Source organism: Halomonas sp. Cn5-12 (assembly GCF_021532545.1).
Classification (GTDB): domain Bacteria; phylum Pseudomonadota; class Gammaproteobacteria; order Pseudomonadales; family Halomonadaceae; genus Vreelandella; species Vreelandella aquamarina.
Map to the genome: position 1 here is coordinate 14,944 of NZ_JAKGAY010000031.1, position 25,281 is coordinate 40,224.

Genomic DNA, 25,281 nt, shown 5'->3' on the forward strand with positions numbered 1-25,281 from the left:
TGCTACGCCTGCTTTATTAGTCGCTTGTTCTGAGATAGGATATATGTTTTTGTGAAATTTTATTGTAGAGGCTAGCAATGAAATATCAAGATGAGATTAGCGTCAGTGATGTGCTATGCCTTATTGCACGGCGTTGGAGGTGGGCTGTTACATTTTTTTTACTGCCTGTAGCTGTTATAGCCATTGTGTTGATAGGCGAAACTGAAAAATTTGAGTATCAGTCCGTCTACCAGCTTGCAGAAAAATCTACAGGCGAAGCACTGGAGAAGCCAAGTTCGGTTATTGAAAAATTAAAGAGGATCTATTATCCACAGGCTCAGGCAGAGTTGGCTGGTGAAGGGTTAGTGAAAATTAATGAAGTGACGGCAGAGATAACTTCACCTAGAGATACCTTGCTTATAACAATACTGAGTGAGGCAAGTGAGCAGCAGTCAGAGAAAGTGCAAGTGCTTCATGAGTATATGATGAACGCTCTCCAAGAGTCTCAAAGCGAGCTTTTTGAAAGGTTTGAGAGCAGGGTTCAAGGGCTGCTTGAAAATGCTCGTGAAAACTTTAGCAGAATTAAAGATGAAGAGTCGAATCATGCTGCAGAATTAGCAACTCAATACTTAGACCTGATTGCAGAATACGAAGATCGTCTACTTGCATTGCAAGAAGGCAGGTTGATAATGTTGAACTCTATATCATCTCAATCAAGAGGTCTAAATAGCATATTTTTGCTATTGGTAAGTGTTGTGATAGGTATGGTGCTTGCCGTTGTGGCACCATTGGCAATAGAAGGCTTGTCCAGAGTGTGGCGGATGATAGGAAGTAACAAAAGCTGATGTCACGGCGCCTCTCTATAAAATCTGTGTCATTTCTTTGGCTTGGTTCCTTTGCTGGTGCTGGCCTTGCCTTTTTGTCACAGGTGCTACTTGCAAGACTGCTCAATCCAGAATTATTCGGGCTTTTTGGTGCCGGCTTAGCGCTTGCTATGTTGTTAACACCGATAGCGAGTTTCGGGATTGGGCAGTATTGGCTGAAGGCCTTCGGTGAAGAAGGCTGGCACGGTGTGCGATGGGTCAGGCCATCCATCAAGCTCGTTATATTCAGCACCGCAGTGGCGATGGCCATGCTGCTAATGTGGGCTATCCTGGGGCCCAACACGACAGCAGGTCAAACGCTTCTTATATTTCTTTCTTTTCATATAGCTGGACAAGTAGCTATCGAGCTTGTGAGCAGTAAATTGCAACTTGAAGAGCGCTTTGGTGTCTTGGCGTTATGGCAATTTTCACCTCATTTGTTGAGGTTTTTATTGATTTTAGCCACGGTGTTTATCGTGAGCAGTTTTAACTCATTTTGGGTAGGTTGGGTCTATGGCATTACCGCCGCTACTGTTGTCCTATTTGCAGTTTTTTTTATTAAGCAAATGACGACTCACAGATTTCTGTTACGCGGCCATCCTGCTGTGCAAGATGGGAGCGCACAGGAAAAGGTGGGCGTGGTGGATGTGGCAAAGCAGGCATGGCCTTTTGGGTTAGCCGTTTTGGCCTACCTGATTTATTTCCAAAGTGATTTAGCTTTAGTCAAGTATATGGTGGGGGATGCCGAAGCAGGCTTCTACAATGTTGCATTTACTATTATGACAGCAGTTTATCTGTTTCCTTCTGTGCTTTTTCAGAAATTCTTTCTACCTAAGATACATCGCTGGGCGCACCAGGACCGGGAAAAGTTGAGGCAGGTATATTTGGCTGGAAATAAATGGATGCTAGTGATTGGAATTGCCGTGGCTGTTGTTTTAGCAGCACTAGCAGAGCCAGTTGTACATCTGCTTTTTGGTGAAACTTATATCGTATCTGCAAATTACGTCAAGATATTCTGCTTGTCTATTCCAGCCATGTTCCTTGCCTTTTGTTCAGGAGCCATGCTGGTCACGAAAGAGCACATGAAGGTAAAAGTGCGCTTTATGCTATGGGTAGCAGGATTCAATATTGGGCTCAATATTATTCTGATACCAATTTATGGTGCTCTAGCTGCCGCACTTACCACGGTGGCGAGCCAATACCTTCTGGCTGTTCTGTATCACTATGGAGCGAGCCAACGGGTGTTTTCGGAAAAATGGAAGCAGTAATTTTACAGGGCAAGGTGATGCTACAGAATCTAAAGAGCTATGGGCGCGTCCTATTGGCTGGTGGTGGCTTTTTATATGATCTAAAACGTTACTGGTCCTATGCGGGATGGAAAATTCGGCTCGGTGACGCAGAAGAAAGAAATTACTACATGGTAAAGGTTTACCATGCGCTCGAAAAAAGCATGAGCTTTAGTGAGCGGCGTCCCGGCGCTGGCTGGGATAATGCACTGCTTTTGATGGATGCACTGGAAAAGTCAGCAAATGCACAGCAGCACGGCTGTCACGATAACATGTCACTGACAGTGCTAGAAAAATTTCTAGAAGTTGAAAAGCCACATAATCCAGAGAAATGTAGTCAGCTTGCCGAAAGGATTCATAGCATAAAGCACCACTATAGTGAGCGTGATATAGAGCTAATAGATGAACCAGGCGTTATCTGCTTTTCACGAGAAAAAGTTGAGCATGCCCAGCTGAAAGAGCCCGAGAGCTTCTTTTTAACCAGGCATTCTCTTCGAGAATATGCTGCCGAGCCCGTGGATGAGAGTGTCCTGCATCGTGCAGTGAAGCTTGCCATGGGAACGCCCTCGGTTTGCAATCGCCAAGCTTGGCATGTTTATCACCTTAACGGCAGCATGGCACAAACAGCGCTGGCTGAACAAAATGGCAATCGAGGTTTTGGGCACAAGGTTGAGCAAGTGCTTATTGTTGCAGCGGATCTCAAAGCGTTTTGCTCTCCTAACGAGCGCTACCAGCATTGGATTGATGGCGGCATGTTCTCCATGTCACTTATCTGGGCACTGCATTCATTAGGAGTCGCTTCCTGTTGCTTGAACTGGAGCCAGTCTGGCCGTGCTGACATGCGGCTAAGAAGCGCAGTGCCCATCAAGCCAGAACATACGGTGATGATGATGATTGCCATCGGTTACCCAAAAGAGAGCAACACGGTATGCAGCTCCGTTAGGCGGCCTGTTGAGGAAGTGTATACGCTTATAGAAAAGAAGGAACCTGCTCAGAACGCAGCTCAAAGAGGACAGGCCTGATGAAGATTTGTTTTATTACCCTGCACTGGGCAAATAATTACGGTGCAGCACTTCAAACATATGCCATGAATGAAGTGCTGAAAAGGTATGGAGACGTATCGGTAATTGATTACCGAAGTCCGAAGCCTGCCAAGGGAATGCAGGTCATACGAGTAGGAGCTACCGTACGTGATGTGCTCAGGGCCGGGAAAGATGTTTTTCGTCTTATACCGCGTTACCGCGTGATTAATAAGTTCCGCCGTTTTAATGAGCACCACCTGAACTTGACCTCACGCGCAAGAAACCAGTATGACTTATCTACCATTGCGGATGGGTATGATGCAGTGATTGCTGGCAGCGACCAAATTTGGAGCCCAGAAGTCGTTAGCGACCAAGGTAAACTAGACGACGCCTATTTCTTGACCTTTGCCAAAAATAAACGTCGTATTGCGTTCGCCTCCAGCATGGGCTCTTTTCGATACGATGCTAACCTCCAGGCTAAAATAGTTTCATATCTCGAAGATTTTCATGCGTTGGCTGTTCGCGAAAAAGGAACCGCGGGTTTTTTAAGTCAGCTTCTTGGCAGGGAAGTTAGCCATGTTGTTGACCCCTCCCTGCTGCTCTCTCGGCAAGAGTGGGAACAACGGTTTCCTTTAACAGATAAAAAAGAAGACGCTTATATACTGGTCTACGCACTCAAAAAAGATGCGCTACTAAAGCGTGTCGTTGAAGCAGCGGCCCAAGAATTTGGCCTACGAGTGGTAGCGATCGACCAAGATCCCTTCATCAATTATCACGCTGATCAGCACCTCAAAGATGTAGGCCCCAATGAATTTCTCGAACTCTTTCAAGGGGCAAGCTTCGTGGTAACCAACTCCTTCCACGGAACAGCCTTCAGCCTGAACCTTGGTAAGCCCTTTGTGGTCACAACCCCTCCAACAGGCCAGAACCGAATCGCTAGCTTATTGGGAGAAGTGGGCGAGACACAAAGGCTGGTGAATGAAACGACCACGGAAAGCCAGCTCACTCATGTTTTAAGCACCACGCCTGATGCCGCCAAGGTAGAGGTAGCCCTTGCCCAATTACGTAGCCACTCGCTGGCTTTTCTTGATAAAGCCTTACGACAAGAAAGGGTAATTGAGTGAATCGAGAAGTTGGGAGCCAAGACGTTACGAGACAAGAAAAGCCGTATCGCTGGGATATTATTCTCTTATCCTCATTAGCGTTGATACTGCTTCTTCCTAGTTTTGTGTTTGTTGTACTGGACCAGAGCTCCCTGGCCGCAGGGATACTGGTTGCCGGTATGCTGGTTGCTGTGCTCAATACGCGCAATATTCTGAACTTCCGCTTCTCTGGCATCGTATTTTTGCTGCTGCTCCTGCTATGTGCCATCAGTGCAAGTGCATTTTTCAGCCTAGCGAGCAGTGGTGAAGTAAAGCCTCTTATGTCCCTAGTGGTTATCGTAGTACTGCTTGCTGCGGTGGCTCTTGGCCGACGGGTACACACCATGAATTACGAGGTGCTTATCCGAGCAGTATACTACTTCCTGTTATTTCTTGTGGCGTTAGGTTGGCTAGCACTGATATGGACACCCGCAGCATGGGGCTACACGTTGCTGGAAAAGCCTGTTTTTCCTTACTCGGAAGAGAGCCACTATGCGTTAGCAATCGGTATGCTGGCGTGCGGGCAAGTCTATGTTGATAAAACATCACGCTCGCTTTTCATACTTACCAATATGTTCCTACTGGCCATATTATTCCCGAATTTGACCTTGCTGGTTTTCTTTCTGATCGCCGCTTTCATATTCACGATGCGATTTCAGCCGATCTTCTTCTGGACCCTGTTGGTATCCGGCTTAATAGGAGCAATATTTTTTGCGCAGTTTGTATTGCCGCATTTCGAATACTTTTCAAGTCGGCTAGATTTTAGTGAAACCAACAACCTAACAACCTTGGTCTTCTTCCAAGGCTGGGCGATGGCATGGCTAAACTTGGTAGAAACCCAAGGGGTAGGGCTTGGTTTCCAGATGTTAGGCGAGGTAGGAACCACCTACCCTCATTACACCGCTAGAATCGTGGATTTGACCGGCCGTGAATTTAACACCTCCGATGGAGGATTGCTGGCAGCCAAAGTGATCGCTGAGCTAGGGATACTAGGGGTGGTGCTAGTCGGCCTTTATTTAATATTCATCTTACGCTTCGTGATAAAGGGAAATGCGTGGCGTTATAGGGTGAATATTTTGCCCTTGGTGGAACGTCAAGAGGCCATGAAACGCCTAATGTTACTGGGCTTTGCGTTTGGCTTCCTTGTAGAAGTGTTCTTAAGGGGGTACGGCTACTTCTCTCCTGGCGTTTTTTGGCTAGTAACGATCTTATATGCACTAGATCGCATGCGTGCAAGGAGGCAGAGTGAGCTTACAGAGTGAGAGGCTAAATATCGTTATTATTAACGATTACGCCCACGTCCAAGGCGGGGCGGCCCAAGTCGCAATAGAAAGCGCCAGAGGATTAGCTCTGGCCGGGCACCATGTCACCTTCGTGTACGGTAGTGGTGATATTAGTGATCGGCTTCAGCACGAAAATATAACCCTATTCGAGCTGGGTCAGCACGACCTATTGTCTAACCCTAGTCGGCTGGACGCTGCCCGTAAGGGTATCTGGAACCGTATGGTGGAAGTAAAGCTGTCTGAACTGTTTCCCCAGTTACCCCAGGCCACCACCATTATTCATATTCACACTTGGGTGAAGTCGCTATCAATCAGCGCAGTAACAGCGGCAACCAAGAGCGGCCTGCCGGTAGTAGTGACGCTGCACGACTACTTTTCAGTATGCCCCAATGGTGGGTTTTATAATTACCAAACACAGCAAGCATGCACCCTGAAACCCTTATCGGGGGCCTGTCTAGCCACGCACTGTGATGCCCGCAGCTATCCGCAGAAGCTATGGCGCTATGCTCGTCAAATGGTGACGACGCTAGGCGGTATGCCGAAAAATATTCAACATTTTATTTATGTATCAGAATTCAGTCGTCAGGTGCTTGCCCCATACTTGCCTTCTGAAGCGGCCTACTGGCATGTGCCAAATCCAATTGATACCCAGCGGCGCCCCCCACAGGTACCCAGCGACTCACACACCATTAGCTATATCGGCCGTCTTTCAAAAGAAAAAGGAGCCGATCTTTTTACCGCTGCGGCAAGCAACTGCGACTTCCAGACACGCCTAGTCGGGGAGGGTGATTTAAAAAGCGAGCTTATAACAAAGCTCCCCAATGGTGAGTTTACCGGCTGGGTAGATCGCACCTCGGTAGACCATTACATCGGCACTTCCCGTGCCATCGTATTCCCATCACGCTGCTACGAAACACAAGGCATGGTCATCGCCGAAGCAGCCGCCCAAGGGGTGCCCTGTATCGTCTCTGATGCCTGTGCCGGGAGAGATTTTGTTGAGCACGAGGTAACAGGGTTATGGTTTCGCAGCGGTGACGCAGAAGGCCTGGCAGCGGCTATGCAGCGCCTGCACGACGACCCACAACTCGCCGACAAATTGGGTCAAGAAGCCTATGCGCAGTTTTGGAAATCACCCCCTACAATTGATCAGCACATAGACACCCTGACGGCGTGCTACTCGCAAATACTGCACAGGTGAAGTCAACTCTTGCTCCACAGCGCTTTTGCCATCCTCTGCATTGAGATAGAACGCTGCGAACTCAGCATGCGTCTGTCTTAGCAGAGATGTCTTAGCAGAGCGCGTAGCCGGGTGAAACGTGAGCGCATGTACGATTGCGCCGCTCCTCTAGTGGTTAAAAACAGTAGTTAAAATTGATAGTTAAAATTAGTAGCTAGATTTAGCAGACAAAATTGATTTTATAAGGTGATTCAGCGTGAATGCGCATTTTGACGATACACTGGTCGTTGTACCAACCTATAACGGATTACACGATTTAAGCCGCCTAATAGGCAGCCTACCTCTCGATGCTATCAATCTCTATGTGATTGACTCCTCCTCGACAGATGGTACCGCCAGCTATCTGCAAGGCGCAGGAATAGACCACAGCATCATTCCCCAGCGCGAATTCAATCATGGAGCCACGCGACAAAAAGCGATCCATGATCGACCAGGGTATCGGTACTACATTTTCCTGACTCAGGACGCCTATCTCGCCGAGCCTGATGCCATCGCACGGCTCCTTGCCCCCTTTACCGACTCGCAAGTGGGCGCCGTCTGTGGAAGGCAGCTACCGCACCTGGATGCAAACCCCTTAGCTTCCCATGCACGCCATTTTAACTACCCGGCCACTAGCCGAACCAAGTCCATGGCTGATGTAGCAGAGCTAGGGATAAAGACAGCCTTCATGTCAAACTCATTTGCTGCTTACCGAGCCACGGCATTGGAAGCAGTAGGAGGGTTTCCCAGCCATGTAATTCTTGCTGAAGATATGTACGTAGCAGCAAAAATGCTTCAACAAGGATGGAAAGTCGCCTACGCAGGTGATGCCTGCTGTCATCATTCACACGACTATACTGCTCAACAAGAATTCAAGCGCTATTTTGATATAGGCGTTTTTCATGCCGAAGAAGACTGGATACGGCAAGCTTTTGGAGGTGCGGGTGGCGAAGGGCAGCGCTACGTACGCTCAGAGCTGCGCTACTTAGGATGGCAGCGGTGCCACTGGTGGCCTACATCATTTCTTGCAAACGCCTGCAAGCTAGTGGGCTACAAGCTGGGTCAGCAGCACAGGCGCCTGCCAGAACGAGTACGTAAGTCACTAAGTATGCACAAGGGCTACTGGCGTACAGCGCAATAATCAAGCCACATGGAATGGATAATTAATTAAACGGAGCAGTACACGATGAAACACTCCAACCGGCATCTTTATGGTTTCGATGCCTATACCAACACCCTGATCAGACTGGCTGATTTGGCCATCATTTTCGCCGGTGGCTGGCTAGCCTACCTCTTGCGTTTCGGGCAAACCGAAATGAGCGAGAGCTACGGCCTCTTAATGCCACTGGGTGCGCTGGCTGCGCTCTTGATCTTCTCAAGATTAGGTATCTATATTTCTTGGCGCGGGCGTGTGCGGACAGTGCTCATCATGCGCTTGTTATTTGGTTATTTTTTAGTAGGTGCTGTATTAGCCTTAATTCTATTTCTCTTTCAGTATGGAGCAAAATATTCTCGCCTATGGGTCATAATGTGGATCTCCAGCGCTTGCCTGTTCTCTATTGTGCTCCGGTTGGTTGCTTACCCCATCCTTAGCCGAGTACGAATGAGCGGCAGAAACCGTCGCAGCGTACTGCTAGTGGGCGATGCTCACTCCTGCGCCACCGCTATTCAGCACCTAGAACGCCATCCCCAGGCCGGGTTCGATATTGAACGGATACTGGTAATTGGTGATGACGAAGCGAATGAACTACAAAAAACTCGCCATGAAAGCTACCGCCTGGGAGAATCCATAGAGCACAACGAAGAAGAAGTCTGGATCTGCCTGCCCATTTCACGAGGTGAAGACGTAAGGCGCATTCAGGCATCGCTAAGCCTCTCCACAGGCAATGTACGCTACATGCCAGACATGCGTGATTTTCGCTTAATCAACCATAGCGTTTCCAATGTTGCTGACCTGTTTCTCCTCGACCTCTCGTGCTCGCCGATGTCTGGTAGTGCTCGGCTGCTCAAACGCCTGGAAGATATTGTCCTCTCCAGCCTTATCCTAATACTGATAAGCCCACTTATGGTAATACTAGCGCTTGGGGTGAAATTATCCTCCCCAGGACCGGTTTTTTATCGTCAGGAGAGAGTAGGGCTCAACGGGCAGCCTTTCATGATGCTCAAGTTTCGCTCGATGCCGATGGGGGTAGAGAAAAACGGCATTCAATGGGGAGGCGCCCAGAAAAAAGAAGTGACACGCTTCGGAAAATTGCTGCGTAAGACCAGCCTTGACGAGCTACCGCAGTTCATCAACGTCATTAAAGGCGATATGTCCATCGTAGGTCCAAGACCGGAAAGAACGCTCTTCGTAGAGCAGTTCAAACACGAAATACCTGGTTATATGCAAAAGCACATGGTTAAGGCGGGCATTACCGGTTGGGCGCAAATCAACGGCTGGCGCGGTGATACCGACCTCGCTAAACGAATTGAATGCGACCTCTGGTACATAGAAAACTGGTCTATTTGGCTCGACTTGAAAATTATACTGTTAACAATTTTCAAGGGGTTTATACACGAAAACGCTGTTTAAAATATGATTGATATATTTATTAGCCTGAAGCAAGGAGTGGTTTGCTTGCAAAAATGGAAGGTCGGTCGAAACCGAGATACCCTGCCCAAGTAATAAAGGAGCTGCATGTGAATGTATTGGTAGTCGGGGGAGCGGGCTATATCGGCTCGCATATGGTAAAGCGCTTGGTAGAGGAAGGGCATGCGGTCTGGGTGCTGGATAATCATTCTACCGGCGGGCGTGTAGCGCTGCCGTTTGGCACGTTGGTCAAGGGCGATTTAGCAGACGCCCCATTACTCGACCAGCTATTCCAAGCTCATGCGTTCCAGGCGGTGCTGCATTTTGCTGCCCATAGTTTGGTGGGGGAATCGGTAACCTCGCCTTCCAAGTATTATCAAAACAATGTGGTGAATACACTGAACCTGCTGGATGCTATGTGCCGCCACCAGGTATCGAATTTGATCTTTTCATCGACTGCTGCGGTATTTGGCAACCCGAACTATACACCGATAGATGAGCAGCACCCTACCGCGCCGATCAACCCCTATGGGGCCAGCAAATGGATGGTAGAGCGTATTCTGCAGGATTACGCCCATGCTTATGGCCTTAACTCGGTCGCCCTACGTTACTTCAATGCCTGCGGTGCCGACCCGGATGTTCAGCTAGGCGAGTGGCACGAACCGGAAACGCATTTGATTCCACTGGTGCTGCAAGCCGCGCTAGGTAAGCGTGACGCGATTACCGTATTTGGCCGTGATTATCCCACCTCGGATGGCACCTGTATTCGCGACTATATCCATGTGGAGGATTTATGCACGGCGCATGCCTTGGCGCTTGATCATCTGGTGTCGGGTAAACTGAGCGGTGCCTGCGCGTTTAACCTGGGGAATGGCAGTGGGTTTTCCGTGCAGCAGGTAGTGGCCGCTGCCCAGAAAGTGGTTGGTCAAGACGGTTATACGGTTACGGTTCAAGAAGGGGAGCGCCGCGCAGGAGATCCGGCAGTGCTGGTGGCAGATGCACGTTTGGCACAGCAAGTACTTGGCTGGCGTTCTCAATATGCTGAGCTGCAAACAATTATTGAGCATGCCTGGGCATGGGAAAAAAAGCGTTGGTTAGTGGGTTAGCCAAAGCCATTTGTTGATCATTCCGGTGCCTCCATCTTTATCAGGTGCCAACGTTAAATGTGTAAAAGCGAGACTCAGTATGAAATTTTTAATCACCGGTGGGGCAGGGTTTATCGGCTCGGCGGTTGTGCGTCATGTCATTGAAAATACTCAACACACCGTTGTGAATGTGGATGCGTTAACCTATGCCGGTAATCTTGAATCGTTGGGCTCAGTAGAAGGTAGTGAGCGCTACGCCTTTGAGCATGCGGATATTGGCGATGCTGCCCGTATGGCAGCTATTTTTGAGCGCTACCAGCCGGATGCGGTGATGCACCTGGCGGCGGAGTCCCACGTGGACCGCTCTATTGATGGCCCGGCGGCGTTTGTTCAAACCAATATCGTGGGTACTTATACGCTATTAGAGTCGGCCCGCCAGTATTGGAAGGGCTTGCAGGCCACGGCCCCTGAAAAGGCGGCGGCGTTCCGCTTCCATCACGTATCTACTGATGAGGTGTACGGCGATTTAGAAGGGCCGGAAGATCTGTTCACCGAGGAAACCCCTTACGCGCCCAGCTCGCCTTATTCGGCCAGTAAAGCAAGTTCCGACCATTTGGTGCGGGCTTGGCACCGTACCTATGGGCTGCCGGTGTTAGTGACGAACTGCTCGAATAACTATGGGCCTTATCACTTCCCTGAAAAGCTTATCCCGCTGATGATTTTGAACGCCCTGGCGGGTAAGCCGTTGCCGGTCTATGGCGATGGCCAGCAGGTGCGCGATTGGCTATATGTAGAAGACCACGCCCGTGCGTTGGTTAAGGTCATCACCGAAGGCGTGGTAGGTGAAACCTATAATATCGGCGGGCATAACGAGAAGGCGAATCTTGAAGTAGTGGAAACGCTGTGCGACCTGCTGCAGGAACTGGTGCCTGCCGAGCGTTCCTACCGTGAGTTGATTACCTTTGTACAAGACCGCCCAGGCCACGACCTGCGCTACGCCATTGATGCCAGCAAGATTGAGCGTGAACTTGGCTGGACGCCAGAAGAAACCTTTGAAACCGGGTTGCGTAAAACCGTGCAGTGGTATTTGGAAAACCGGCAGTGGTGGCAGCGGGTTCAGGATGGCAGCTACCAAGGGGAACGTTTAGGTAGCTTATAGCTCTGAGGTTGGTGTTGGTGGCCTAGCGGTCGCGAGCTGAAGCTACTTCCTCTGGTGCTTACGGTCGCCTGCCTTACGTTACAATGTAAAAAGGCGGGGTGCCGTATCAGCTCACGTACTTTATACGCTGGAGAGTAGCCGTGCGATTAACGGGTAGAGAAGTGACAGCCATTAAAAAAGCTACCAAGGATGTGCTTGGCGAAGGTGCCCAGCTGCGAGTGTTTGGTTCACGCACCAATGACCTCGCAAAAGGTGGAGATATTGATCTGATGATTACGGTGGGAGAGGCGGTAAGCAATCCTGCTTGGGCTATCGCTAGAATTGAAGCAAAGATCATTGAGCAATTGGGCGATCAAAAGATAGATATTGTGCTGAATGCCCCTAATCTAGAGAAGTCGATGATTCACCATGTTGCACAAGAACAAGGGATTGTATTGTGAACCTATTGCCAGAAACGCAAGAGAGGCTGAATTTTCTTGTAAGAGTGGTGAGTAAGGAAATTAAGCATCTGGACTATGCAGACAGCCAAGCGTTTGGTGCTTCTCTTACGCTCGAGAGAGTGGAGAAGCTGGAGCAAGACCCGGCGCTAGCGCTCACGCTTGAAGCGTTCACCAGTCGATTTTGTCGGCTTCAAGACACGCTCGGCGATAAATTACTTCCAGCGCTGCTCAATGCACTAGGTGAGTCAGCCAACGCTTTATTAATAAATCTTAATAAAGCTGAAAAATACGGTTGGCTTGATTCTGCAGAGGAGTGGATCAGCCTTCGTCAACTGCGAAATAAAATGATCCATGAATATATTGAGGAGGCTGTCATTCTACACAGTGCGCTGACGACAGCGCATCAAAAGGTTGAGGTGCTGAAAGTGTTTGCCGAAAACCTGATGCTGCAAGTACAGCAGCTTCAAGAATGAGTTATTCTTTTGAGTCTTGTAAACCGCTGTTGCTCACTTCTAGCAATTAAGCATCGCGAGCTAAAGCTGTCTGCCACCGGTGTAGTACTCAGGTGGCTAGGATGATGAATTCAAGTGTTTCACAAAGGAATGGGTTATGAAGGTTCTGATCACCGGCGGCAGTGGCCAGGTTGGCTTTGAGCTACGCCGTCAGTTGGCTACGCTTGGTGAGATTGTGGCGCCTAACCGGGCGGCCTTGGATCTGTTGGATGCTGACGCCGTGGATGCGTTTTTGGCACAACAGCAGCCTGACCTTATCGTAAATGCCGCCGCTTATACGGCGGTCGATAACGCTGAAACAGACCTTGAGGCGGCAACGCGGTTGAACGCGGAGCTGCCCGCGCAGTTGGCGGCTTATTGCCAGCAGCGGGGCGGCTGGTTAGTACATTACTCATCGGATTACGTTTACAACGGTGAGGGTGATACTCCATGGCAGGAAGGCGATGCCACGGGGCCATGCAATGCCTATGGGGCTACCAAGCTAGCAGGTGATGAAGCGGTCGTTAAGAGCAGCTGCCAGCACCTGATTTTCCGCACTAGCTGGGTGTACAGCGCCCATGGTAAGAGTTTTTTATCAACCATGCTGCGTTTAGGAGCTGAGCGTAGCGCCTTAAGCGTTGTAAGTGACCAAATTGGTGCGCCAACGCCTGCGCGGCTGATTGCGTTAGTCACACAGCAAGCGCTTACTAAGCTACACGGTACTCAGCTACAAACAGCCACGGCATCGGGTATCGAGAGCGGCGTGTATCATTTAGCCCCTAAAGGGGCGACGAGCTGGCATGGCTTTGCCTGCGAGATTTTCCAGTTAGCCAGTAACCTTGGGCTACCGTTGGAGATTACTCCTGAGGGTGTTTCAGCCATACCAACAAGCGATTACCCTACGCCAGCGGTTCGCCCGCTTAACTCTCGACTGGGCGTTGATAAAATTGAACAAGCGTTGGGCATCCAGTTGCCCAGCTGGCAAAGTCAGCTGGCGCTTACCGTGGAAGAAATAGCAAGCTCGCGTTAGTTCTGCGGGTAACGAGCAAGGAGCAATACGATGCAACGTAAAGGCATTATCTTGGCAGGTGGCAGCGGTACGCGCCTGCACCCCATCACGCGCGGTGTTTCAAAGCAGCTGCTGCCGATTTACGACAAGCCGATGATCTATTATCCGATTTCGGTGTTAATGCTGGCTGGCATCCGCGAGATTTTGATTATCTCTACCCCGGAAGATTTGCCTCAGTATGAAAGCCTGCTGGGCAATGGCGACTCTTTCGGTGTGCGCTTTGAGTACGCAGTGCAGCCTAGCCCAGATGGCTTGGCGCAGGCGTTTATTATTGGTGAAGAGTTTATTGGCGATGCACCGGTGTGCTTGGTGCTGGGTGATAACATTTTCCACGGCCAGCACTTTTCCGAGCAGCTAAAGCGCGCTTCTGCACAGGCTAGCGGTGCAACGGTGTTTGGTTATTTAGTTAAGGACCCGGAGCGCTTTGGGGTGGTGGAGTTTGATGCTGAGGGTAAGGCGGTCTCTATTGAGGAAAAACCCGCCAAGCCGAAGTCGCCTTATGCAGTCACCGGGCTCTATTTTTACGATAACGATGTGGTCGAGATCGCCAAGCATGTAAAGCCTTCTGACCGCGGCGAGTTGGAAATTACCAGCATTAATAATGCCTACCTAGAACGTGGCGACCTGCGTGTTGAGCGCTTGGGCCGTGGTTTTGCCTGGTTGGATACCGGAACCCACGATAGCCTGTTAGAGGCGAGCCAGTACGTGCAAACCATTGAGCACCGCCAAGGGCTGAAAGTGGCTTGCCTGGAAGAGATTGCCTGGCAGCAGGGCTGGCTAAGCGATGAGTCGCTGCGTGAAAGCGCCACGGCACTGGCAAAAACCGGCTATGGTCAGTACTTGTTAAACCGTTTAGATGCTAAAGGTGGCCACTAATGCAGGTTGAAGAAACGTCTCTACCAGGGGTGTTCATTCTTTCCCCTAAGGTGTTTGGCGATGCCCGTGGCTTTTTTATGGAAAGCTTTAATCAAAAAGCGTTTGAAGAGGCGACCGGGTGCAAGCGCGAGTTTGTGCAGGATAACCACTCCCGCTCTCGCCAGGGGGTGCTACGTGGCATCCATTACCAGCTTGAGCAGCCGCAAGGTAAGCTGGTGCGCGTTACCCAGGGCAGCGTGTGGGATGTGGCGGTAGACCTGCGCCGCCATTCGGCGCATTTTGGGCAGTGGGTAGGCGTTGAGCTGTCTGCTGACAATAATCGCCAACTGTGGGTGCCGGAAGGCTTTGGTCATGCGTTTGTAGTGCTTTCAGAAACCGCTGACTTCTTGTACAAAACCACTGATTACTACCACCCTGAATCAGAGCGCTGCATCCGTTTCGATGACCCGGAGCTTGCCATTGAGTGGCCCACGTTGCCGGTAGAGATTGCGCTGTCGGAAAAAGATCAGGCGGGTAGTCAGCTGTCTGAAGCTGAGGTATATGAGTAGCGTTTAATTTGCGCTGCTAACAGTCGCTCGATCAGCTGTGAGTAAGGCCCCCGCTGAATGCGGGGGCAATCATTAAACGGCTAGGTTAGTGCCCGTATACGGCTATACCACTGCGGCCGCTGTGTTTTATCAGTCAGCGCGGAAAACCGCTTACTTTTAGTGAGCGGATGGATAGCGCGGCGTCCGCCAGGACGCCTTGTTTTCTTACCGCTAGATGGCTAATGTGTAAGCCATGACAACCGAACGCGCCTACAGATACCGTTTCTATCCGACGCCCGAGCAGGCAACCCTGCTGGCGCGGACGTTCGGATGCGTCCGGTTTGTGTGGAATGCCGTACTGCGCTATCGCACCGATGCGTTCTATCAGCGCCAGGAGAAAATCGGCTATCACGACGCCAGTGCGTTCCTGACGCAACTCAAGAAGCAGTCGGACACCGCCTTTCTAACCGAGGTTAGTTCGGTGCCGTTGCAGCAATGCTTACGCCATCAGCAAACCGCGTTCAAGCATTTCTTTGCCAAGCGGGCACGCTACCCCCACTTTAAATCCAAGAAACACCGGCAGTCGGCAACCTTTGCCAGTTCGGCGTTTTCGTACCGCAATGGCCAAATCACGCTGGCCAAGTGCCGCGAACCGCTCAACATCCGCTGGAGCCGCGACCTGCCCTCAGCACCCAGCACGGTGACCGTTTCCAAAGACCGCGCCGGTCGTTACTTCATTAGCTGCCTGTGCAAAGTGGACACTGAAGCGCTGCCGATCACGCCCAAGATGGTCGGTATCGACCTGGGGCTGAAAGACCTATTCGTCACCAGCGAGGGTCAGCGGGTCAACAATCCCCGCCATACGGCACGCTATGCGCGCAAGCTGGCGCGGGCGCAGCGGCAATTGAGCCGTAAGCAAAAAGGTTCGAATAACCGCGCCAAAGCGCGGTTAAAGGTCGCCAAATGCCACGCCAAGATTGCCGATACTCGGCGTGACCACCTGCATCAACTCACCCGCCAGATCGTGAACGACAACCAAGTGATCGCGGCGGAGAGTTTGCAGGTGAAGCACCTGGTTAAAAACCGTCACCTTTCCAAAGCGATCAGCGATGTCGGCTGGGGGGAGTTGGTTCGCCAGCTTGAGTACAAAGCGGCGTGGGCGGGACGGCAGTTCATCCAGATCGACCGCTGGTACCCCAGCAGCAAACGCTGCCATGGCTGCGGCTTTGTGCAGGAGGCACTGCCGCTCGACGTGCGCGTCTGGGATTGCCCAAGCTGCGGCACCCAGGGCATTGACCGTGACCTCAATGCCGCTCGAAACATCCTACACGCCGGCACCGCGCTACTCGCCGGTGCCGAGAGTTGCAGCAAATACCGAGGGGCCCTCGGGAATTGACGCCTGTTGAGTTTGTGTAAGACCGGCAATGCCAAGGCATTGAAGGCAACGGACAGCGAAGCAGGAACCTGGAAGGCGACAACCAGGGAATCCCCTCCCTCAGCTTCCTAAGAAGCTGAGGGAGGGGAGGAGGTCAAGGTGATCACCGTTCGCTGTTAATTGATTGCGGCCTTTTTCAGGGTGAAGATGCCGAGCAGGATGAGTTTAAGCAGTTAACCATCGATTTTGATGTTAACACTATCGATGCGTTAGTGATTACCCATGTGCATATCGACCACGTTGGGCGCTTGCCTTATTTATTGGCCGCCGGGTTTACGGGGCCGATTTTTTGCTCCAAGCCCTCGGCCAAGCTGTTGCCGCTGGTGATTGAAGACGCTTTAAAAATTGGCTTTACCCGCGATGCTCGGTTAATTGAGCAGTTTTTGCAGCGTGTGGAACAGCAGTTAGTGCCATTAGCGTTTGGTAAATGGCATAACGTCACATCAACACCTACTTGCCATGTGAACATGAAGCTCCAGCGCGCGGGGCATATTTTAGGCTCCAGCTATGTGGAGGTTGCCCTGCGCGACCCTTCTACCAAGCGGCGGCAGCGGGTGGTGTTTTCAGGTGATTTGGGCGCTGCCAACTCCCCCTTGCTGCCAGCACCAAAAGCCCCTGCTAAAGCGGATGTGCTGGTGTTGGAATCCACCTATGGTAACCGTTTGCACGAAGGCCGCTTGGATAGAGCCGCTAAGCTAAAACAGGCCATTGAGCGCGCGCTCCATAATAACGGCACGGTAATTGTGCCAGCGTTTAGCATTGGCCGTACCCAAGAGCTGCTATATGAGCTTGAGGGTATTATTCATCGTGCGGATAAGCAGTCACTGTGGAAGTCGTTAGAAATTATTGTCGATTCGCCGCTGGCGGCGCGCTTTACCCAGGTGTACCGAGACCTCAAGCCGTTTTGGGACAGCGAGGCGCAAACCCGAGTTCGCGCTGGCCGTCATCCGCTGAGCTTTGCATCGCTCTACACAGTGGATAGCCACGCAACCCATGAGCAAACGGTGCGCTATTTAGCCGAAAGCGGGCGGCCTGCGGTGGTGATTGCTGCTAGTGGCATGTGTGCCGGTGGGCGGGTGGTGAACTATTTAAAAGCTATGCTGGGTGATGCGCGCCATCAGGTGCTGTTTGTAGGTTACCAAGGCGCTGGCACGCCGGGGCGGGATATTCAGCGCTATGGCCCCCAGGGCGGCTGGGTGATGTTGGATGGCGAGCGTTATGACATTAAAGCGGGGGTGACCACCATCAGTGGCTACTCTGCCCACGCGGATCAAGCGGGATTACTGGGCTTTGTTAAGCAGATGCGCCACTGGCCGCGTAGCATCCATTTGGTACACGGGGATGCCGAGGCCAGAAGGGCGCTAAAAGTGGCTCTTGAATCGTTAGCCGCTAAGCACGGTAAGACGCTGAAGGTAACGTTACCGGTGAATCAGCCAGAGTAGCTAGGTTGGGGCTATGCTACTATCAGCGGCTTTATGACGCTGGTTAGGTTAGTGAGCTGTATGTTAAACCCCAATGTTCCCCGTTCTGAGCCGTTGTCTCACGTTACCAGTCTCGCTGTGTTTTTGATGGGCGCGCTGGCGCTGGTGGTACCTTCTGGTTACTCCATTGGCCCCGTGCTACTCCTGCTGGCGAGCGCTGCCCTGCTATTTAAGCGCTTTAAGTGCTCCTCCTTTGTGCTGCTCCCCCAAGACCGCTGGATCATCGTAGCGTTAGTGGCCTACGGCCTGGTGGTGGGCGTTATGTCGGCGGTTGAGCTTGGTTCTCGTGGTTTTGATAGGCCGCTGCGCTTTTTATTGGCCATCCCGGTGCTGCTGCTGATACTGCGCTACCCGCCGCGTTTAAGCTGGCTGTGGGGTGGGGTGGCACTAGGCGCTATTGGCGCCGGTAGTTTGGCGCTGTGGTTGAAACTGGTAGAGGGCGTTGCGCGGGCGAGTGGCTTTCTGCACGCGATCCAGTTTGGCAATTTAAGCATGTTAATGGGCGTGCTGTGCTTTGCGGGCTTGGGATGGGCAGTGGTTCAGCGCCAACGTCATGTGTGGGTTGCTTTACTACTGCTGGGGGCTTTGCTGGGGATGCTGGGCTCGTTGATGTCCGGTAGCCGTGGCGGCTGGGTGGGGCTGCCGGTGGTGGGGTATGTGCTCTACCGTGGCTATGGCCGCCAGTTGCCGATGGCGATAAAGGTAGGCGCGGTTGGAGCAGTATTCACCCTGTTTGCAGCGGTATATGTGCTGCCGCAAACGGGGGTTCAGCAACGGGTTGAGGCTGCTGTTAGCGATATTAGCCACTATGTCGCCGGTACGAAAACCGAAACGTCGCTGGGTTTGCGTTTTGAAATGTGGCGCGGGGCTGCTCAGTTAATTGCCGAGCGGCCACTGCTGGGCTGGGGCGAGGCTGGCTACCGTGAGGCTTTGGGGGAACTAGGCGAGCAGGGTGTTATCTCCCCCGTGGCGGCGGAGTTTGGCCATGCCCATAACGAGTTTATCGATGCCTTTGCTAAACGAGGGCTGGTAGGGCTGGCCGTGCTGCTCATGCTTTATATGATCCCGATGAGGATGTTTGCCCCTAGCTTATCGCACCCTGATTTGCCCACTCGCTCATTGGCGGTAGCGGGCACGCTGTTACCGGTCGCATTTATTGATTTTGGTTTATCGCAAACTTTTTTGGCCCATAACAGCGGCGCTACTTTCTATGCGTTTTGGTTAGCGGTGCTATGGGGGAGTTATCGTGCAAGAAGGAGAATTGTGTCGTAAAGGCCGGGTGGGGAAATAAAGCTGGGTGCGCGGCACCCAGCTTTATTTAGTTCGCATCGTTAAGCGGTGCCTCTTCAGCTGCTGTAGGCGCTATAACCGCAACGGTTTTTTGCTCCCGCGTCCATTTACCCGCTTTTTTATCAATGTACTGAAAGTGCTCGTTGGTAAAGCTGCCCTGGTTACAGGCGTGGCGGTAAGACACGGTAGGCACGTTGGCGTGGGTTAGCCACTGGATAAATACCCCAGGCCCGGTAATGTCGAACACATTAGTCAACTCATTCTGCTTGATATTGACGCTAATTTGTTCAATGAGCAGCGCCAGATTAGGGTTGTTGGGTTTGCTGGCAATAAAGTAGTTACTTAGCTCGCCCTTACGGGTAGTAACATAAAGCTCGTCAATATCGTTAGGTATCACGCTGCCAAGTGGCCAAATGGCGTGGGCATCGATATCCAGGTAGACCCCGCCATGTTTTTGCAGTACCAATAAGCGCCAAAAATCCGCCTGGGCGGCACCAATTTGCAGCCGTGAGTACTGCTGATTAATATCTTTGTCGTAGTGTTCGGCAATGAATGCTTTTCGGGCTTCGGTAATCATAAACCGATACTCAAAGCGCGGGGCCATCAGGCGGTTGAACAGGTAGTTGAGATAAACCGGCAGGGTGACTTTATTGGTAAAGTTGGTTTGCCAAATAATACGTGGAACTACCGAATCATTTTTAGGCGCTAACCAGGGCGCGGAGCGCTCTGGCAGCGTGAAGCGCTTGTTGGGAACAATAGCGTGAAAGACATAGCTGAGTAACTTGGTAATGTTAGCAAATAGCTTAATAAAACGGCTAACAACCACTATCAGCGTTTTGTTGGTGGCAGGCCTTGTAGGCATGAGAATCCTTTTAAATTAGTTCCGTGCGTAACGGTTAAGCGAAGGGGCGTTACCAGCCTCCTTGGCCTTCCAGTAGGCTGCGCATGTTATTGTCGAGCGGTAGCTGGAAATCTGCGCTACCCAATACCATGGCATCGCCAGCGCGAACTACCCGTGCGCTCACATAGAGGTAATCCTGCCCTTGGGCATAAGTTCCCATCAAAATCGAGCGGGCGTTGTGCTGGGCGCTAAGACGTTGAACTTGGCGGGAGAGAATAAGTTCACCCACGCTCTCTTCAATAAACATGCTGTCACGCATTTTGACTTCGCGAACCTGCATGCCTTGCTGTGCCAAAGCGGACGCCATGATCTCCGAGCTAATACGGCCAAAAGTAGAGGATTGGCTTAGGTTATCGATGCTGACAAAGGTAGCGGCAATCATGGGGCTGTAGCGGGTCAGGTCTGGGTTGTTCGCCACCATCTGCTGCGCTGCCTGATGGGCAAGCTGAGAAAGATCAGGTTTAGGCTCTTCCGGTTGGGCATTACTGCCTAGCGTCGAGCAGCCCGTTAGCACCAGCATAGTGAGCAGCAGCATCATTACGCGAATAGGAGCGCACAGAGATCGTAAAGACATAAACATTACCAGGTGTCGGTGATAGAAACTGTTGGCGTGGTGGGCGCTTGGGGAACCCGGTGCGGCGCGTAGTGACGGCGGTCACCTGCATTAATGTAATAGATATTGGAGGAGGAGTAGATGATTCGTTCGCCGTCTAAAATTTGGGTGGTAATAATCACTTCTTCATTGCCGGTATGCGTCCAGCTGCCGCTGGTAATATCGGCAGCAATCGCACCAGGGATAAGCGCTAATGCAGGTTCGCTCCACTGATTATAAGGAATGGTGGCCACAGCAATGCCAGCGGTTAAGGCTGTGAATGCGCCCACGGGCGGGCGTATAAAGCCACGATCTCGATGCGTCACAACTTCAACATCGACATGAATGTTGGCGGTATTCGCTGTGGGAACGGTCATCAATGTCGCGCCGCGTGATACTAGCTCGCTGGTGAGCAAAGTACGAAAGCCCCGACCAAACTCGCCGCCACTATAGGCAGAGGCGCTGCTTTCTTCTGCGGGGGTAATGTAAAAATCACGAAAACGCACGCGTTCGCGCTGTAGGATTTGGGTAGCTTCATGGCGTGCGAGTACATCCCAGTGATGGGCCGCCTGCATGCGCTGCTGTTCCGTGTAAGGGTAAGTGGTGGCGATAGGTGCCTGTGATGTGTTGGCATAAAAACAACCACTCAGCATCAGGCTGGCAATTCCCAGGCCAACGGGGCGTAAAAAGTGGACAATGGGGAATGACGTGGGAAGAATGCGCACCTGATAGTTCCTTATCGCTACTAAACAGCTATTTGATAGACTAGTTTGCCATGCTTAGCTTAGATCGGCCACGAGGTTAGAAACTTGAATGAGTGATAACACCCATGCTTGAAGACCACCGCAGCGGCCCACGCCATGATTCGCTGTTGTCTACGTACCCCGAAGACGAGAGCAATAGCGGCTGGATGATTAGCTACATCGACATTATGACGCTGTTGGTGGCACTGTTTGTGATTATTATCGCCGCAGCTGGGGTGACAAGCCCGGAGTGGTCATCTGCGGATAACCAGGTTGAGCCTGATAACCTCATTGCGCCACCGCTGGAAGTGCCGTTGCCCGACGTGTTGGATGAATTTCGTTCACAACGTAGCTCGGGGTTGGCATCTGCCCCTGGAACGCTAAATCCGATGGCGATTAGTGCCGCGCTGGGTGTGGCGGGTTTACCCACCCGTTCTGTCTCCACCTTTAGGGTGCCGCCGCTATTAGCACTCCCTGAACCAGCAGAGCTAACGCCGGCCGAGGAGCTACCGTTCGTTAAGACGCTGTCTGAACGCCTGACACCGATACTTCCTACTCCTTTGGTGCGCGTAGAAGAAGAGGTGGCCACTTCGCCCATGGCAGATTATATGGTGCTGCTGACGGATCGCCCCCCGGTTAATGTTCAGGAAATCAGCGATGAGGCCATCAGCAGCGCCCTAGCGCTGGACACAAGCCTGCCTGAGCGCGTTGAAACGTCAGCGTATCTGCCAAATTTAGAGGGCGTAGAGGTCTCTCGTGTGGCGGAGGGCATTAGCTTGCGGGTGCAAGATAGGCTGCTGTTCCCTTCTGCTACGGCGGAGCTTACCGAAGGCGGCTCATCGTTGGTGGGTAGCCTGCTGGAAACCATTCAGCGCTACGATGGTGAAGTATGGGTAGAGGGGCACTCCGATAGCCAAACCATTAACACGCCGGAGTTTTCATCTAACTGGGCGCTTTCAAGCGCCCGTGCTATCGCCATTGTAGAAGCCTTGGAGGAGGCGGGTGTGGCCTCTGAGCGTTTGCGGGCAGTGGGCCTAGCGGCTACCCAGCCGCTAGCCGATAACGACACCGCCGAAGGGCGTGCCCGCAACCGCCGAGTAGAAGTGGTCATCCATGTAGAGTAAGAGCAGGCAAAGCAAGCGCAAAAAAAGCCCGCCGGGGGTAGGCGGGCTTGAAAGGGCTTGGCTCACTGACATCAGGTGAGGGGGTGGACATGAATGTCAGTGAGTACAATATAAGTATAGCTATTTATGAGATTTTGCCAAGCGCTTGTGCAATTTTTTGTAGGCTTTTAGGCCGACATCTTAAATGAAAAACTTAGTTCACCATTTTTGCACCTATTTGGTGCTTTTCTGATGCGCTTTTTTGGTGCTCAAGCCTTCAGCACCCTTTCTTTGATTTTAAGTATTTGATTTATATTAGATGAACTTCATTGGCATACATTCTGCTTTATTGCTTATCCGAAAGAAATGCCTGCGTAACGGCTTTTAAGATTGCAATAAGGTGGTGCCATGACCGAACAGACTCGCACTGCACATACTCAGGCTGAGTTGCCTGATATAGCGCTGTCGCCCGATAGTGCTGACCCAGCGCTTCAACCGCGCTTGGTGGTCACTGACCTAGACGGTTCCTTGCTAGACCACCACAGCTATGACTTCTCACCGGCAGCGCCTTGGCTGGCGCGCCTAAAAAAGCAGGGCGTGCCCGTTATACCGGTCACTAGTAAAACCCGTGCCGAGCTTATTTCCCTGCGTGAAGCGCTAGGCCTGACAGCTACCCCATTTGTGGCGGAAAACGGCGCTGTGATTGGCCTGCCACCGGGCTGGTGTCACGCACGGCTAGACCGCCCAGGGAGTGGCCTGGATGGCGTGGTGGTTAAACACACTGGAGTAGATGTGGGCTTTATCCGGGCACGGCTTAACGTCTGGCGCAAACGCCTGGGCGTTCGTTTTACCCGTATGAGTGAGCTGGATATTACCCAAGTCATGGCGCTTACCGGTTTAGATGAACCCCGTGCCAAGGCTGCCCGAAAGCGTGAAGGCAGCGAGCCGCTTATCTGGGAAGACGACGAGGCCGCGCTGGCAAACTTTCGCTTAGCGCTTGAGGGCGATGGGTTGACGCTGACGCAAGGCGGGCGCTTTTGGCACGTAATGGGTAAGGCCTCGGATAAAGGCAGTGCCGTTGACTGGCTGGTTAAACGATTTACCGCTTTACGGGGTCGTGCGCCGCTCTCATTAGGGCTAGGCGATGGCCCCAATGATATTTCCATGCTCGATGCCGTCGATCAGGCTGTCGTGATTAAAGGCTGCCACGACTTAACCGTCACACCCACGAACACAGCGCTTTATCGCACTAAGGAAACTGGACCAACGGGCTGGGCCGAGGGGGTAGCCCACTGGTGGGGGCGAGACGACCGCCGACTAGCGGCGGTACTCAGCCAACAACCAGAAACGGCCTAACCCAAAAGGGGATCAGCGAATGAGTGACTTTCATCAAAATGGCGTTATCACCGATTTTCATAACCTAACTCGCCGCCCGGTAGAGGCACTGGAGCAGGAGCTGAGTCAGTTTGCTAAGCGTCGCCCGATGGGGTTGATACTGCCGTCGCTGTTTTCCGAGCTGGAAGGTCCGGCGCTTTCAGCCATCGTGGATGAGTTAGTGAAGGTGCCTTACCTCAACGAGATTGTAATTGGCCTGGACCGCGCCGACCGTGAGCAATTCTTGTACGCCCGGGAGTTTTTCTCTCGCTTGCCCCAGCACACCCGCATTCTATGGAACGACGGGCCACGCCTGCGTGAGTTAGACGCCGAGCTGGAAAGCCACGGTCTGGGAGCGTTAGAGCCAGGCAAAGGGCGCAACGTGTGGTATTGCGCAGGTTACGTGCTGGCGTCTGGCCGCTCGTCGGTGGTGGGATTACACGACTGCGATATCCTGACCTACGACCGCAGCCTGTTGGCTCGGCTCATGTACCCCGTGGCGCATCCACGTTTTAACTACCGCTTCTGTAAGGGCTACTACCCGCGCATCGCGGAAGGAAAACTGAACGGCCGCGTTTCTCGGTTGATGGTGACGCCGCTGCTGCGGGCACTAAAAACGGTATGCGGGCCGCTACCCTATTTGGACTACTTAGATAGCTTCCGCTACCCGCTCTCTGGAGAGTTCGCAATGCGCAGCGATGTGCTGGAAGGCATCCGTATTCCTGCCGACTGGGGGCTGGAAATTGGCGTACTCTCTGAGCTGCAGCGCAACTACTCCCACCGCCAGCTATGTCAGGTCGATATTGCCGATGCCTACGATCACAAGCATCAGCCCGTTAGCGAAGATGACGCCAATGCAGGCCTTAACCGCATGAGCCTGGATATCGCGAAAGCGCTATATCGCAAGCTGGCCACCCAAGGCGTAAGCTTTAGCAGTGAAGACTTTCGCACGCTAAAAGCCACGTACTATCGTTTAGCACTCGATTTGATCGAAGCCTACGACCACGACGCCACCATGAACGGCCTGAGTTTAGACCGTCACTGTGAAGAGCAGGCGGTGGAGTTATTTGCCAGCAACCTGCTGGAAGCGGGCAACCTGTTTTTGGATAACCCCCGCGAACGGCCATTTATTCCTAGCTGGAACCGCGTTCAGGCCGCTGTACCCGACATACTGGCGCGGATGCACGAAGCGGTAGAGTCGGATAACCAGGGCAGGGTGTAGCTGGGAACTGACACTCCCCGCCCGCCGCGCTTCGCGCTTTGGGCGAGGGTTCTGAGATCACCCCCAGAACCTTCCTGCTTCCACACGCCTTCACTAGATAGCAGCTAGGCCGCTGCCCTCCGCTCCGGTCGCT

Annotated in this window: 24 protein-coding genes and 1 pseudogene; 22 read left to right on the plus strand and 3 right to left on the minus strand. The window is 52.1% G+C overall.

Annotated features, from left to right (window positions below; all coding sequences use genetic code 11):
• Window positions 1-77 precede the first annotated feature (77 nt).
• The 19 genes and pseudogenes from L1249_RS14230 (at window position 78) to L1249_RS14315 (ending at window position 19,195) form a co-directional block, all read left to right on the plus strand.
• On the plus strand, window positions 78-824 hold the full coding sequence (locus tag L1249_RS14230; protein WP_044630556.1) for a hypothetical protein: 747 nt from the start codon (window positions 78-80) through the stop codon (window positions 822-824).
• Complete coding sequence (locus tag L1249_RS14235; RefSeq protein WP_044630557.1) at window positions 824-2,110, plus strand: flippase; 1,287 nt, start codon at window positions 824-826, stop codon at window positions 2,108-2,110. The genes L1249_RS14230 and L1249_RS14235 overlap by 1 nt, the downstream gene beginning before the upstream one ends.
• Window positions 2,098-3,150 (plus strand): nitroreductase family protein, encoded by a 1,053-nt coding sequence (locus tag L1249_RS14240; RefSeq protein WP_205408460.1) that lies wholly within the window; start codon window positions 2,098-2,100, stop codon window positions 3,148-3,150. The genes L1249_RS14235 and L1249_RS14240 overlap by 13 nt, the downstream gene beginning before the upstream one ends.
• Window positions 3,150-4,274, plus strand: a complete 1,125-nt coding sequence (locus tag L1249_RS14245) for a polysaccharide pyruvyl transferase family protein (protein ID WP_044630558.1) — start codon at window positions 3,150-3,152, stop codon at window positions 4,272-4,274. Before L1249_RS14240 ends, L1249_RS14245 begins: the two co-directional genes overlap by 1 nt.
• Window positions 4,271-5,554: a hypothetical protein gene (locus tag L1249_RS14250; protein WP_044630559.1), complete on the plus strand. Its 1,284-nt coding sequence runs from the start codon at window positions 4,271-4,273 to the stop codon at window positions 5,552-5,554. The genes L1249_RS14245 and L1249_RS14250 overlap by 4 nt, the downstream gene beginning before the upstream one ends.
• A complete protein-coding gene (locus L1249_RS14255; protein ID WP_044630560.1) occupies window positions 5,538-6,773 on the plus strand; it encodes a glycosyltransferase family 4 protein in 1,236 nt (411 codons plus the stop codon). The genes L1249_RS14250 and L1249_RS14255 overlap by 17 nt, the downstream gene beginning before the upstream one ends.
• Before the next feature lie 235 nt (window positions 6,774-7,008).
• Window positions 7,009-7,932: a glycosyltransferase family 2 protein gene (locus L1249_RS14260; protein WP_205408462.1), complete on the plus strand. Its 924-nt coding sequence runs from the start codon at window positions 7,009-7,011 to the stop codon at window positions 7,930-7,932.
• A 45-nt stretch (window positions 7,933-7,977) separates the two neighbouring features.
• A complete protein-coding gene (locus L1249_RS14265) occupies window positions 7,978-9,363 on the plus strand; it encodes an undecaprenyl-phosphate glucose phosphotransferase (protein ID WP_082051484.1) in 1,386 nt (461 codons plus the stop codon).
• Window positions 9,364-9,470: 107 nt separating this feature from the next.
• A complete protein-coding gene (gene galE, locus L1249_RS14270) occupies window positions 9,471-10,466 on the plus strand; it encodes a UDP-glucose 4-epimerase GalE (protein ID WP_235253656.1) in 996 nt (331 codons plus the stop codon).
• A gap of 79 nt (window positions 10,467-10,545) precedes the next feature.
• Complete coding sequence (gene rfbB, locus L1249_RS14275) at window positions 10,546-11,604, plus strand: dTDP-glucose 4,6-dehydratase (RefSeq protein ID WP_235253657.1); 1,059 nt, start codon at window positions 10,546-10,548, stop codon at window positions 11,602-11,604.
• Window positions 11,605-11,744: 140 nt separating this feature from the next.
• Window positions 11,745-12,044: a nucleotidyltransferase domain-containing protein gene (locus L1249_RS14280; protein WP_083025552.1), complete on the plus strand. Its 300-nt coding sequence runs from the start codon at window positions 11,745-11,747 to the stop codon at window positions 12,042-12,044.
• Window positions 12,041-12,517 carry a hypothetical protein gene (locus L1249_RS14285; RefSeq protein ID WP_083025554.1) on the plus strand — a complete coding sequence of 159 codons (477 nt, stop codon included), beginning with the start codon at window positions 12,041-12,043 and terminating at the stop codon, window positions 12,515-12,517. Before L1249_RS14280 ends, L1249_RS14285 begins: the two co-directional genes overlap by 4 nt.
• A 136-nt stretch (window positions 12,518-12,653) precedes the next feature.
• A complete protein-coding gene (gene rfbD / locus L1249_RS14290) occupies window positions 12,654-13,565 on the plus strand; it encodes a dTDP-4-dehydrorhamnose reductase (protein ID WP_235253658.1) in 912 nt (303 codons plus the stop codon).
• A gap of 30 nt (window positions 13,566-13,595) precedes the next feature.
• A complete protein-coding gene (gene rfbA, locus L1249_RS14295; protein WP_235253659.1) occupies window positions 13,596-14,480 on the plus strand; it encodes a glucose-1-phosphate thymidylyltransferase RfbA in 885 nt (294 codons plus the stop codon).
• Window positions 14,480-15,028: a dTDP-4-dehydrorhamnose 3,5-epimerase gene (gene rfbC / locus L1249_RS14300; RefSeq protein WP_083025558.1), complete on the plus strand. Its 549-nt coding sequence runs from the start codon at window positions 14,480-14,482 to the stop codon at window positions 15,026-15,028. The genes rfbA and rfbC overlap by 1 nt, the downstream gene beginning before the upstream one ends.
• A 232-nt stretch (window positions 15,029-15,260) precedes the next feature.
• Window positions 15,261-16,403 carry an RNA-guided endonuclease InsQ/TnpB family protein gene (locus L1249_RS14305; protein ID WP_235253660.1) on the plus strand — a complete coding sequence of 381 codons (1,143 nt, stop codon included), beginning with the start codon at window positions 15,261-15,263 and terminating at the stop codon, window positions 16,401-16,403.
• Between the two features lie 149 nt (window positions 16,404-16,552).
• Window positions 16,553-17,599 (plus strand): annotated as a pseudogene (locus tag L1249_RS14310) (MBL fold metallo-hydrolase); the annotation flags it as partial.
• Window positions 17,600-17,641: 42 nt separating this feature from the next.
• Window positions 17,642-17,884 carry an MBL fold metallo-hydrolase RNA specificity domain-containing protein gene (locus L1249_RS17715; RefSeq protein ID WP_442908444.1) on the plus strand — a complete coding sequence of 81 codons (243 nt, stop codon included), beginning with the start codon at window positions 17,642-17,644 and terminating at the stop codon, window positions 17,882-17,884.
• Between the two features lie 60 nt (window positions 17,885-17,944).
• Complete coding sequence (locus tag L1249_RS14315; RefSeq protein WP_235253661.1) at window positions 17,945-19,195, plus strand: O-antigen ligase family protein; 1,251 nt, start codon at window positions 17,945-17,947, stop codon at window positions 19,193-19,195.
• A gap of 46 nt (window positions 19,196-19,241) precedes the next feature.
• On the opposite strand, the gene L1249_RS14320 is transcribed toward L1249_RS14315, so the two are convergent.
• Genes L1249_RS14320 through L1249_RS14330 form a run of 3 tightly spaced genes read right to left on the minus strand, consistent with a single transcriptional unit; the run spans window position 19,242 to window position 21,431 of the window.
• Window positions 19,242-20,075, minus strand: a complete 834-nt coding sequence (locus L1249_RS14320; protein ID WP_235253663.1) for a glycosyltransferase family 32 protein — start codon at window positions 20,073-20,075, stop codon at window positions 19,242-19,244.
• A 49-nt stretch (window positions 20,076-20,124) separates the two neighbouring features.
• Window positions 20,125-20,688, minus strand: a complete 564-nt coding sequence (locus L1249_RS14325) for a FlgO family outer membrane protein (protein ID WP_230835199.1) — start codon at window positions 20,686-20,688, stop codon at window positions 20,125-20,127.
• A gap of 5 nt (window positions 20,689-20,693) precedes the next feature.
• Window positions 20,694-21,431, minus strand: a complete 738-nt coding sequence (locus tag L1249_RS14330) for a hypothetical protein (RefSeq protein ID WP_442908442.1) — start codon at window positions 21,429-21,431, stop codon at window positions 20,694-20,696.
• Between the two features lie 104 nt (window positions 21,432-21,535).
• Here L1249_RS14330 and L1249_RS14335 point away from each other — a divergent pair, with 104 nt between their 5' ends.
• The 3 genes from L1249_RS14335 to L1249_RS14345 all read left to right on the plus strand — a co-directional run bounded on the left by L1249_RS14335 (window position 21,536) and on the right by L1249_RS14345 (window position 25,148).
• Window positions 21,536-22,573, plus strand: coding sequence for an OmpA family protein (locus L1249_RS14335; RefSeq protein WP_235253665.1), 1,038 nt, complete (start codon window positions 21,536-21,538; stop codon window positions 22,571-22,573).
• 387 nt (window positions 22,574-22,960) lie between these two features.
• A complete protein-coding gene (locus L1249_RS14340) occupies window positions 22,961-23,908 on the plus strand; it encodes an HAD-IIB family hydrolase (RefSeq protein ID WP_213262892.1) in 948 nt (315 codons plus the stop codon).
• Window positions 23,909-23,927: 19 nt separating this feature from the next.
• On the plus strand, window positions 23,928-25,148 hold the full coding sequence (locus L1249_RS14345) for a glycosyl transferase (protein ID WP_230835201.1): 1,221 nt from the start codon (window positions 23,928-23,930) through the stop codon (window positions 25,146-25,148).
• The last annotated feature ends 133 nt before the right edge of the window (window positions 25,149-25,281 follow it).